General features: G+C 46.1%; 11 protein-coding genes and 1 pseudogene. 4 read left to right on the forward strand and 8 right to left on the reverse strand.

Annotated features, from left to right (window positions below):
• Positions 1-227: 227 nt before the first annotated feature.
• The 7 genes and pseudogenes from DNH61_RS03810 to DNH61_RS03845 all read right to left on the reverse strand — a co-directional run bounded on the left by DNH61_RS03810 (position 228) and on the right by DNH61_RS03845 (position 6,353).
• The gene (locus DNH61_RS03810; protein WP_245947906.1) at positions 228-725 is read right to left on the reverse strand and encodes a hypothetical protein; all 498 of its coding nucleotides are present in this window, start codon (positions 723-725) and stop codon (positions 228-230) included.
• A gap of 341 nt (positions 726-1,066) precedes the next feature.
• Positions 1,067-1,431 (reverse strand): annotated as a pseudogene (locus DNH61_RS03815) (transposase); the annotation flags it as partial.
• 198 nt (positions 1,432-1,629) lie between these two features.
• Complete coding sequence (locus tag DNH61_RS03820; protein WP_111145354.1) at positions 1,630-2,106, reverse strand: SMI1/KNR4 family protein; 477 nt, start codon at positions 2,104-2,106, stop codon at positions 1,630-1,632.
• Entirely contained in the window at positions 2,107-2,532 is a 426-nt protein-coding gene (locus DNH61_RS03825; RefSeq protein ID WP_181438572.1) for an HNH endonuclease, read from the reverse strand.
• Positions 2,533-2,763: 231 nt separating this feature from the next.
• Positions 2,764-3,213, reverse strand: coding sequence for a hypothetical protein (locus DNH61_RS03830; protein ID WP_111145356.1), 450 nt, complete (start codon positions 3,211-3,213; stop codon positions 2,764-2,766).
• 13 nt (positions 3,214-3,226) lie between these two features.
• Positions 3,227-5,842 carry a polymorphic toxin-type HINT domain-containing protein gene (locus tag DNH61_RS27190; RefSeq protein ID WP_425452204.1) on the reverse strand — a complete coding sequence of 872 codons (2,616 nt, stop codon included), beginning with the start codon at positions 5,840-5,842 and terminating at the stop codon, positions 3,227-3,229.
• A gap of 40 nt (positions 5,843-5,882) precedes the next feature.
• Positions 5,883-6,353, reverse strand: a complete 471-nt coding sequence (locus tag DNH61_RS03845; protein WP_111145357.1) for a choice-of-anchor L domain-containing protein — start codon at positions 6,351-6,353, stop codon at positions 5,883-5,885.
• A 108-nt stretch (positions 6,354-6,461) separates the two neighbouring features.
• On the opposite strand from DNH61_RS03845, the gene DNH61_RS03850 reads away from it, so the two are divergent.
• Positions 6,462-6,995, forward strand: a complete 534-nt coding sequence (locus tag DNH61_RS03850; RefSeq protein WP_111145358.1) for a hypothetical protein — start codon at positions 6,462-6,464, stop codon at positions 6,993-6,995.
• Between the two features lie 61 nt (positions 6,996-7,056).
• On the opposite strand, the gene DNH61_RS27195 is transcribed toward DNH61_RS03850, so the two are convergent.
• Positions 7,057-7,416, reverse strand: coding sequence for a copper amine oxidase N-terminal domain-containing protein (locus DNH61_RS27195; RefSeq protein ID WP_111145359.1), 360 nt, complete (start codon positions 7,414-7,416; stop codon positions 7,057-7,059).
• Positions 7,417-7,550: 134 nt separating this feature from the next.
• Here DNH61_RS27195 and DNH61_RS03860 point away from each other — a divergent pair, with 134 nt between their 5' ends.
• The 3 genes from DNH61_RS03860 to DNH61_RS03870 all read left to right on the forward strand — a co-directional run bounded on the left by DNH61_RS03860 (position 7,551) and on the right by DNH61_RS03870 (position 11,168).
• The gene (locus DNH61_RS03860) at positions 7,551-8,552 is read left to right on the forward strand and encodes a ketoacyl-ACP synthase III (RefSeq protein WP_111145360.1); all 1,002 of its coding nucleotides are present in this window, start codon (positions 7,551-7,553) and stop codon (positions 8,550-8,552) included.
• A gap of 126 nt (positions 8,553-8,678) precedes the next feature.
• Positions 8,679-9,395, forward strand: a complete 717-nt coding sequence (locus tag DNH61_RS03865; RefSeq protein ID WP_111145367.1) for a glycosyltransferase — start codon at positions 8,679-8,681, stop codon at positions 9,393-9,395.
• Positions 9,396-9,612: 217 nt separating this feature from the next.
• Positions 9,613-11,168 (forward strand): IS3 family transposase gene (locus DNH61_RS03870; RefSeq protein WP_111145361.1). Its coding sequence is split into 2 segments (ribosomal slippage): positions 9,613-10,243 and positions 10,243-11,168, totalling 1,557 coding nucleotides; the frame shifts between segments, so codons are not numbered across the junction.
• Positions 11,169-11,213: the final 45 nt, after the last annotated feature.

The raw sequence follows: 11,213 nt of genomic DNA on the forward strand, positions 1-11,213 counted from the left end.
GCTCTTTTCTTACTCCAATTTGTACGCAGGTAAACTCCTTCGCAAGAGATTCAATCGTTCAAGCATCTCGTAAGTGTATGACCATCACGGATAGTTCTTGCTATGTCGCCGTCACTTCCTCACCGAAACTTAAGCTGCATTGGTTGACTTGCGAAGCATCAGCCCGACGGTTCTAAGACCAAGCCGATGCTTCATACTCCCCAAACCTGTGATCGTCATCATTATTTTCATTTGTAGCTATTTGTTATTGGTTGCGAAAAGTCCGAGCTTATTAACTTGATGTTGTACTTATCAAATAGCTCTTTCTCTGAAATACGACTTGTCATTACAGAACCACCACGCTTGACAAGAAGAGCTGCTTTAAGAGAGGCAGGGTCATACGATACCCCTTCGCTTAGATCATCCATGTAGTAATGGCAAAAACCAGAGGGGGAGTAAATTTGTTCGCTGTCATCAATCCTTAATAATGTGATTTCTTCTTGGCCACTTTCCAACTTCATTTTCCATTCGCGAAACTTGCCAGTGGCTTCATTAGCACCAAAACCATCAAATTCACAGATCACCGCGTCCTTGATCTCTTTTCTCTCTCCCTTCAGCTCATAAACTAATGTAATAGGAAATTCCCCATATGTAATCTCAGGTCGTGGCGGTTCAGGCCCTAGCTGCATATTAATAAAGATTAGAAGCCACGGTATGTTTATAAAAACAAAAATTAAGGTCAACAAAGCAGCAGGAATGCCTAATTAAAATTAAGAAAGTCTTTTTCAAATTATATGCTCCTTAACGTGAATTTTTCTCTTTGCTATTTGGCGACCTGCATACTCGTAGGATGCAGTCCGACTATTCGCAATATATCATTCCATTTAGCATTTCTCCCACCAACGTGTCTAACGATGGTAATTGCAGCGGGATATCCTTTGTGAACCCTCGTATATCTGATATTGTCACTCTTTGTATAGTTCTGTTTTCATGATTTTGTAGGTGGCCTCGGCTACAGCATTATCGTATGGACAGCCTTTCTTACTAAGAGACCGGCCAATTTCAAACGTCCCTAGCAGCTCATAGTAAAACGTGTACTTCTTGCGATTTGCAGGACGTCGCACATTGCTGATACCGAGTATTTATCAAGGTTATTTTGGATGATAGCTACTTTCGTCCCATGATCAGCGCGGCTTGCTTTAAAATATCCACCTCCATTTTCAGGCGCTCGTTTTCTTTTCGTAAAGTGAGCAGCTCATTCTCTTCTGACGATCGATTATCCTTCTCCTTGAAGGAACCGGTGGTCTGAGCTTGCTTGATCCAGCGGTCTAAAGCGGAAGCTGTGAGGTCATACTCCTCCACAATCGCTGCTCTCGACTTCCCGTTTTCATAGAGTTCCACCATTTGTTTTTTGAATGCTGGAGTAAAGATACGCCGTTGTTGTTTTGGCATTGTATTAATCCGCTCCTTAAGATGATAGGTCTATTCTACAAGCCCTTATTTTTTCCGTCCAACTAAGTGTAGCCGATCCACGATTCATTCGGCACTGAGTGGGGGTAAAAGAAAGACCCTGAGGATTGTTCCCCCAAGGCCTCATTAATCAACCATATATCACCGTAACTCGCCACCCGTTTTATTGAGCACTCTAGCTTACATATCGTCGGGATAAATTAAACCTAAGAATGATTTAAAATTGTTTGCAATCAGCTCTACATTGTCATCATCAGATTCATGGTAGAAAAAACCGACGCTTGGATCAACTTGATTAACTCTATAATCAAATAGTAAGTGGTCTCCTGCACCAGTTATCGCAAATGGGATAATTCCCTCAGGATTTGGAAACCAAGAGCGGGACACTTCATATGCAAAAAGCATCGGTATTTCTCCACGATGTCCAACATCTCTAAAACTTAACAACTCAAAACTTATCGGACCAACCGTATCTGTTTTTACAACTCCGTCTACCCACTCCCCCTGAGCATTAAGAATTTCCGGTCTAGATTTATCGAAATTCAGTACAATATCTAAGTAGCTTTTCGGGAACTTCACGTTTACTTTTTCTTCAATGGTTTTAACTTGTGCCATTGAAATGTATTGTCCATATTCCCATTTTATACTCATTCCCATTTACTTCCCACTCCCCCATAATTGATTCCCACCTGTATGTCGGTGTGCATCATGAACTTCTTGGATTACTAGTTGCATTCTACCTGTCTCCTGGTGGTGGTGCCAATTGTAACCTTCGATTTTATCCTTTTCCTTGATTATTTGTTTAGCTTGTTCTTTTGTAAACCCTTGCTGGTTAATGTACGTTTCCAAATCAATCTTTTTATTATTCGCCGCTTTCTCCATCCTCTCCTTTAACACGCTAGTGGCAGCCTGAAGGTGCAATCTACTGACCGTTTTGCTCAGCCCTCCATTTTTTAATAACAGAGAGTCATTTGAGATATTAACATCGGTTTTAATGAAGTTCTTAAACACAGGGAAACCTATCGGATCATATTCGACCTTATATCCCTTGTTATCGAAGATAACAAAAAGCAGGTCAATCATGGCGGTATCTGACCATAATGAACCTGTTAGATGTAAGGTTAAAGCGTTACTTAGGTTATAAAATTCAAGCATTGCATGTGCGTATAGGCATATTAGTAGAATATCTTACGGGGGTGATGAGGATTAAGTTCTTTTGGGCGTAGCCGCCTATTCGGCACTGGGTGGGGATAAAAGAAAGACCTTGAGGATTGTCGCCCACAAGGTCTAAAATTATTGCATCTGCAACATGACCTATTTCCCATATCTTGTTTTATATCTGGGGTATTGTTCTAACCATGCCGCCGCTCTTCCAGAAGCAACTAAACACTGAGAGTGATTATATCCAAGAAGATAATCTGCATTATAATTAGTTACGTAAAACTCAACATTGAAAATCTCATTGATAACTGAGACCAAGTCCTCCCCATTCAGGAATTTGTAAAAATCCTTTTCATCATCCGGGTTAAAAAACAATACACAACAATCACCTTGAATAAAATCGTTAATCCATGTCCAGGATTCAGGAACATCAATGCCTACAAAATCGTTTAACTTTTCAAATAGAGGGAATGTCCGACCATTATTTATATATTCTTTGAATACACCCTCTTCTATTTTTTCCTTTTCTTGTTGTGTTAGGACCTCAAAACTAATCTTTAATTTCTTAGATGCATCGTGTATTTGTTCACCTATGTCCCACATAAACCTTCTCCTTTTACTTATTTCTTGGTCTCCCAAAGGGTACTTCATCAAGTATGATATGACCTACCGTATTATTTTTCCCAGGCGTTTGCCAACCAACATGCGGTGCATCGGGTCCTGAAGCCCAGTTCCCATTTCTATCCACACCATAATGAGGGTAGTCTATGCTCACCTCTGCGCCATTTTTTGAACGCCACTCAACAGGGAATGACTTGCCATTCTCATCCTTTGCCCACTTACTTGCCGAAAATTCTTCTTTATTAACCCCTGTCTTCTTAAATGCCAAGTCTACAGCATCTCTCCAAGTCTTCCCCGTCCCACGCCAATCTAAATCCTGTGGCTTTAAAGTATACCTTAGAGCAGTTTTACAATTATGAACCCAAATCCCAAGGTTAGACACAAAATACGACTGATAATCTGCAACCTCAAAATTATAAACCGTTGCTTCACGTGGCTCTTTCTCAATCTTGTCTATTTCCAGTTTAGAACCATCATTCGAAACAAGAAAGTCGCCAACCTTCAGGTCTTTAACTTCAATCCACCCTTTGCCATCGAGCCAGAACGGATGCTCTGCGGTAACCTCAATGATTTCATCACCGATGTGGATATAATAGATTTCGTCAGCCTGTTTTTGGAACAGCCCTACGACCTCTTTATACGCCACTTCTCCGGTCTCGTCAGACTTGGCGAGAACCTTATCTCCGACTTCAATCTCCTCAATCGGTTTCTCCCCTTCGTTAGTTAGGACCTTGGTGCCTGCGGTGAAGCAGTTACATCCATTGGAGGAGTTATTCGTCTCATCCCGGTACTTTATCGTGATATTGTTATCCGATGCTATCTTTTCATACTCGTTACGGTTCGCTACCCCACTGTTGGAGCTCGGCAGCTCGATAACCAATCTTCCTTGAAGTTCTGTGTTCGTTATCGTGGCCGGCTGGCTTGAATCATATCGCCATTTACCCTCGGTATCTTTGCTCGAATGTTTCACTTTGGGTATCGGATAGCTGAATAGATTGAATTTCAATTTGTACAGCAGCGTTGAAAAATCACTGGTGCTGATCGCTTCCAGATCAACCGCTCTTCGTGCAACAATCTCACGGCTAGCTTTGTTGTAGGAGCTTATGGTGAGCTCATTTGTCAGGCGGATATCATGGAACGGATACCAATCTAATGTCTTCGCTCTTTGATTAAACAGATTCCCTCTTCCCGTTACCTTATCAAACAGCCAATGATTTAGATCGTAGTACCATGCTGCACGATTGCCCGCGGTTTTGCCCCTTTTTTTCATCTTGGACGCATAGTTCTGGTAATCCGACTCAAGGATACTGGATAGGAATTTTCCATTTGGATCTAGAAGGGGTTTGCTAGTATCCACCTTCTCATTCGCCTCGTCCAGCTGCCGTTTAAATTTCTTGGATAACCGGTCCGCAAGGCCTTTATCCAAGTCTGCTAATTTATCAATAAACTTCAAGAGAACGGCGCCGCCGCTGTAGAATATTCCCACAATCATTTGCAGGACTTCGCCCAGGTTCTTCCCATATTCTTCTGCGGCTTGGTTAGATGCTGTACCTTTCAGTATTGGATTATAGTATTTCTGATCAGAAATGTACTTAATGGGATCCAGTATGCCATTAACTATTTCCTCAATAATCTCCTTGAACTTCCCGGCTATAACCAGATTGACCAGATCAATAAACATTTGTACATCGATGCTGAAGAAGTCAGTAAGCGTCTCTACCAGGGACATCCCGATTCCCTTTAGTACATATGCGATAACGAGAGTCTTCCCCACGGCTGTTTTTATCTCATGTTGAATGTCATTCCACGTTTTTTCTAGACCCTTCTTAGCGCCATCTGCTATTTTCTTTACTGCACTTGATAGAGTTGTCCATAACCCTTTCGAGATATCAGAGCCATACTGCTGCATCTTGCCGATATCCTCGCGAACGGACTGCAGCTGCACGGAGATGTTCGCAGCTTTATCGGTCATCAACCGAACGCCAATCAGTACCTTCGGCGGACTGGGATCTGCCTGATGCTGCTGCCAGAGCTTCTTCTCTGCATCTTTTGCTTCATAATATTCCACTCCACGGTAAATCTCTCGCCACTCTAAGCCAGCGAATTTGAGGTTCCGCGCTAACGCTTCTTGCTTCTCATCAGGATTAGCCGTACGCCCAAAATAATGCACCTCACCCGTAGTGGGCTCGACCAGCGTGTATACCGTATGTTCGATCCGTTCCGCTCTTAGAACGCCCAGATCAGCTTCTACCACATACAACTCTTTACGGCCGGAAGAAGGCTGGTGCTCAATATAGAAATAACGGTCGAAGAACTGTTTAAACTGCGCAGTTCCCGATCCGCAGCCCTCTGGCAAATAGCTGCAGGGATTGTTACGAATATCCAGCGCTTCTATAGCTGTCACCAGCTGAAACTTCTTGCTCTCATCCTGGTTGTCTCCATTAAACAACCACCACGCATCCATATAGCTCAACAATTTCTCAAATGCTGTGCTATTCATGACATACTCATAGCTTTCGTAGGGCGTGATTGGTTGCTCCTTCAGCAGCTTCGAATACAGCTGTTGAAGCTCTTGGCTCGACATGTTCAGTAAAATATCCTCGTAGTCCAATCCTCCATCTAGTGGACCAGTATCCGTGTATGTCTTCAAATCAACATAGTTCTCGATGTTTTACATCATCGAGGAGTACAACTGTGTCATACTCAATATCCCCCTCGTCCAACACTTCGAGTTGAATTCGGACGGCACCTGCGCCTGCGAATGAAGATACATCGGCGCTTACTCGCATCCAGCCGGTCATATATGCCGTGTTGTCGCCACCATCCAGGTTGACGTCCGGGACAGCACGCCACTGGGCTTCACTAACCGTTTGTTCATGGAGCGTAACTGGCTCCTGTCCCTCCCCGGTGATTGTCACTCTGAACCTATCGTCGTATTCGCTGTCCACCCATTCCATAGGCTCTTCCGAAATCATATTGTAGTCGAAGGTTATGGAACGCACACCCTCCGGAATTTCGACGAACTGTTCCATCTTGCTGTCGCTGTTCTCTATAGAACCGATCCCCGTGCTCATCAGCGCCATATAGTCGCCGTGCGAAGGCAGGATCGATCCTAAGCGCATTACAGCACGAACGTCACCGGATGTCTCGAAACTGGCAGCATTGCCATCCTCGAAAGATGTGCTTAAGTATCAGAGCAAATCGTCTATGCAGGTGAAAGTGTACAGCTTTTGTTCCGTATACCCGTCGAACAGTACCTCGATGCACAATCGATGGTCACACTCATGAAGATCGATGAGAATGGACAAGCATTGCCAATTGCGAGGCTGAGTGACGACGGAAATCTCTATAATGGGGATGAACTTCACGGTGATGGTGTATACAGCACGTTGCTGGCTGTTGGGACCACTGAGACAGGCGAGCAGAGGTACCGGGCAGAGTTGAAACACGCAGATGAAACAAGCGTAAGCAGCGATATTGTAGTCCGAGTCGTGAAGCGCAGCTCACCATTGGAGCGGACTGCTTATATAGAACTCATTAATAAGATCCAGAAGCAGGAGAGTGAGTTATCTGCTAAGGAGATGGTAGGCTGGCTTACGAAACAACCGGAAATCGATTCAGCTGGCGAATCTGCGACCGGCGGAAGCGTGTGGTATACAACGAAACAAGGTACTAGAGGAGCGTTGCTGCTCGGTGAAGCAGGGTCGAAGGGGGCTACCGTCCAGAAGTGGCGCCGACCAAGTCCAAATTCATGCAGTCTCTGAGCAAATAAGTTACTTGGAGAGTGCCAACGTACTGATTATGTCTCCATTTGCTGCTAAAGGTCTATCGTCTCAAGCTTATGACGAGTTGGCGGAGAAATTCAAGGCTACTCGGCAGTTCAACGTAAATCATAAATGGTCCAAGATCCATCCTCTCATCCCACACGTTTTCGTTAGGAATCCCGATCGTATTAATAGAAACGGTCTGTGTTTTATCGTTCCATGACACAGATGCACCTAAGGCTTTAGAAACAAAACTAATTGGAACCATAACCCTGTTGTTCACCACTTTTGGAGCCACTTCAGTCTGTAGATTGCTTCCATTTACATTCAGTTTGATTATTCCAGCTGCGTAAGCTGAGCCGAGCACTGGAAGGAGACCACCTACACAGTCTGTGTTTCGGTCTGACGCCACCCACACCACACACCAAGTTGACTTTCCCCTCCGTCTGGCCTATATTAGTACCAGATACTAATACCTGATAATAACTCCAACTGACCTTATACAATATGTATCTCCCACCATCCACTAACAGACGAAAGCGAGATGATTCCTACATGCATCAAGCCGGTAAAATAACTTCCCATGCGGCGATTACCGCCATAGGCTCTTATGTGCCAGAGCGTGTTCTTACCAACAGCCACCTGGAACAGATGGTCGAGACCAGCCACGAATGGATCGTGCAGCGGACCGGCATTGTCGAGCGGCGAATTGCTGCCGAGAATGAATACTGCAGCGATCTGTGTATAGCAGCCGTTCGCGATCTTCAGGCGCGTTATGGCATTCAGCTGGATGACGTTGACTATATCATTACCGCTACCTCTTCACCGGATACGGTCTTCCCGAGCATGTCTGCCCGTGTGCAGGCGGCATTCGGCATTCACGGCTGCGGCGCAACCGATGTTCAGGCCGCCTGTGCCGGCTTCGTGTCCGCCCTGCAGCTGGCCAATGGCCTGCTGCTGTCCGGCATGCACCGCAAGATACTCGTCATTGGCGCCGAGACTCTCTCCAAGATTACCGACTATACAGACCGTACAACCTGTATCCTGTTCGGTGATGGGGCAAGTGCGGTAATCGTAGAGCGGACAGAAGAGACGGGAAGCTTCATCGCCTCGGCAGTGTCAACAGACGGCGATTCCGGCCACCACCTGTATCGTTCAGCGCTCTCAAGTGAAATCAGCGGGGTTCCGATCACAGCCAATGACAAGATCATCCAGAATGGCAGAGAAGTATACAAGTGGGCAGTCACCAGTGTCAGCTCCGGTGTGAAACGTCTGCTCAATGCCGCGGATCTGACAACTGATCAGATCGACTGGTTCGTGCCGCACAGCGCCAATCTGCGGATGATCGAATCCATCTGCGAGCGCACCGGAATTCCTCTGGAACGCACGCTCTACAGCCTTGTCCATTACGGCAATACATCGGCGGCCTCCATTCCGCTCGCTCTGGATCTCGCGATTCAAGACAACCGCATCCGCCAAGGCCAGCAGATTCTGCTTTACGGGTTTGGCGGGGGTCTTACCCAAGCCGGGCTGATCCTTCGCTGGATGCTTCCCTAACCCTTAGCCGATTCCCCTGGTACGATGAAATAGACGAATGAAGCGGTGCATTGGTCCGCGCCCCGATCGTTGTCCACCCATATGATGGTATAAGGCAATCATATTAACGTTATTGGGGTGATCACCATCGGACCGCTCGTTACTGTCGTCATTCCGTTCTACAACTGCCCTTTTATCGGCCAGGCGCTGGACAGTGTGCTGAACCAGACCTACCGGAATATCGAGGTCATTGTCATCGATGACGGCTCGGACAGGAATCAGCACCTGCTGGCTCCGTACCATGGCAAATTTCACTATATCGGCAAGGCTAACGGAGGTACCGCCAGTGCCCTTAACTACGGCATTCGTCTTGCCTCCGGCAAATATGTCTGCTGGCTGAGCTCGGATGACTGCTTTCTACCGGACAAAATCGCCCGCCAGACAGCATTCATGGAAGCCTCAGGCGCGCGCTTCAGCTATACGGACTACCATGTCATCGATGCTCACAGCCGCATTACCCGCTATAATGAGAATGCCAGGTACCCGACTTACAAGTCCTTCGTCCATTCGCTGAAGCAATTCTGTCCCGTTAACGGCTGTACGGTTATGATGACGAAGGAACTGGCTGCCGGACTAGGCTGGTTTGATGAATCGCTTCCCTACACCCATGATTATGATATGTGGATCCGTGCCGCCCTCTCCGGCGTTCAAATGCACTTCATCCCAGAGCCGCTGACCCTATACCGCCGCCATGACCAGATGGGCACCGTTCGCCACCAGGGGGTTATCCAGCAGGAAATCCAAATCGTCCAGAACCGCTACAGAGACTTGCTGGAACATCGTGTCGCCCTGATTCACAGCTGATCCAGCCGCATGCTCTCAGCGAAGCTGACTAAGCCGGTATTTGGAAGCACAATGGTTTTAGTCGCAAATTAAGGGGCTGTCCCAAAAGGGTGGAAATAGGAGTTATGAGCCCCATTATTGTTACCAGTAAAAAATGGCGCCGCAGGATCTGATATGCTCCCCATACGGTAGACAGGTGAAAAATAAAAACCTGTTTACTGTATAGGGAGCATTTTTCATGCCTAGAAATAAACTGAACGCTTTAGAAAAATTGGCAATCCTTCAAGAGATCGAAGCTGGTCATATTGGAGTGAGGGCAACTGTTAAGAAGTATGGCATTGCCATGTCTACGCTTGCGAATTGGCAACGTCGTTATCGGTTGTATGGTACTGAGGGACTAGAGGTCCGTAAACACAACCGTAGTTATTCCGAAGAGCTGAAGCATCAAGCGGTTAAGGATTACTTGGAGGGGAAATTGTCACAGAACCAAGTCATCGATAAGTACGGGATCGCTTGTCGAGCGCTGCTCTTCAATTGGATTAAGAAGTATACTGGTCATAGCAGCTTAAAAGCCTGTACAGGGGGAACAACAGCTATGACCAAGGGACGTAAGACAACATGGCAAGAGAGGATCGACATCGTCCTATATTGCCTTGCGAATGGACAAGACTACACGAAGACAGCAATGCAATTCCAGGTTTCTTACCAGCAAGTATACGGATGGGTGAGAAAGTATGCAGAAGGCGGACAGGATGCTTTACAGGATGGTAGAGGGCGTGCCAAGGCGCCTGAAGAGTTAACGGAAGTCGATGAACAAAAGTACGCGATGAAGAAACTGGAGTACGAAATCGAGCGACTCCGGGCGGAGAATGCTTTCTTAAAAAAGTTACAGGAGTTCGAAAGGAGGTGTCCCTAAGCCAACATCGGCAAGAGAACATCTACCTTGCCATTCAAGCTGTCCAGCGCACAGAGTCAATGACCATACAGCTTTTATGCGGCGTTGCTGGGATTCCGAGGTCGAGCTATTACAAGTGGCTTAATCGAACACCTAGCTCACGTGAGCTGGAGAATAGAAAGCTGACAGAGATGATGATGTCCATGTACGAGAAAGTTGAGGGCACCTTTGGTTACCGGCAATTAACGTTACATATGCGCCGAGAATGGCAACATCCGATTAATCATAAGCGAGTGCAAAGACTGATGAGGATTAAGAGAATCCAGTCCGTCATCCGCAGAAAGAAAAAGAAGTATGAGCGTTCTACGCCGCAGCAGGTAGCTGAGAACGTGCTTAACCGCAAGTTCCAAGCGGAAGCGCCGAATGAAAAGTGGGTTACAGATGTCACGGAGTTTAAGTATGGCAATAGCCAGAAGGCTTATTTAAGTGCCATCCTCGATCTTCATGATAAATCGATTGTTTCTTATGTACTTGGTCACTCGAATAATAATCCTCTCGTCTTTCAAACGTTGGATTTGGCTTTACAGGCAGCCCCTAATAGCAAGCCTTTAATTCATAGCGACCGTGGCTACCAGTACACGTCACTGAGGTTCAAAGAAATGCTGGACAAGGCTAATATGACGCAGAGTATGTCCCGAGTGGGCCGTTGCATTGATAACGGTCCGATGGAGTCTTTCTGGGGAACCCTAAAATGTGAGAAGTATTATTTGCATACCTACCGCACATATGAGGAACTAAAGAAGGATATCGATGACTACATTCACTTTTACAATAATGAACGGTTACAGGCAAAACTAAACGGCCTCAGCCCCATAGAATTCAGGACGAAGGCCGTTTAACTAACTTTTATTTTTTGTACTGTCTACTTGACGGGGTGCAGTTCA

The organism is Paenibacillus sambharensis, from assembly GCF_003233845.1.
In the GTDB taxonomy this organism is placed as follows: Bacteria; Bacillota; Bacilli; order Paenibacillales; family Paenibacillaceae; genus Paenibacillus_I; species Paenibacillus_I sambharensis.

Bases quoted from the DNA above. Each gene is read 5' to 3' on its own strand.
- DNH61_RS03820 (WP_111145354.1), bottom strand. From the start codon at position 2,106: ATGGGAATGAGTATAAAATGGGAATATGGACAATACATTTCAATGGCA.
- DNH61_RS03825 (WP_181438572.1), bottom strand. From the start codon at position 2,532: ATGATTGACCTGCTTTTTGTTATCTTCGATAACAAGGGATATAAGGTC.
- DNH61_RS03830 (WP_111145356.1), bottom strand. From the start codon at position 3,213: ATGTGGGACATAGGTGAACAAATACACGATGCATCTAAGAAATTAAAG.
- DNH61_RS03845 (WP_111145357.1), bottom strand. From the start codon at position 6,353: ATGCGCTTAGGATCGATCCTGCCTTCGCACGGCGACTATATGGCGCTG.
- DNH61_RS03860 (WP_111145360.1), top strand. From the start codon at position 7,551: ATGCATCAAGCCGGTAAAATAACTTCCCATGCGGCGATTACCGCCATA.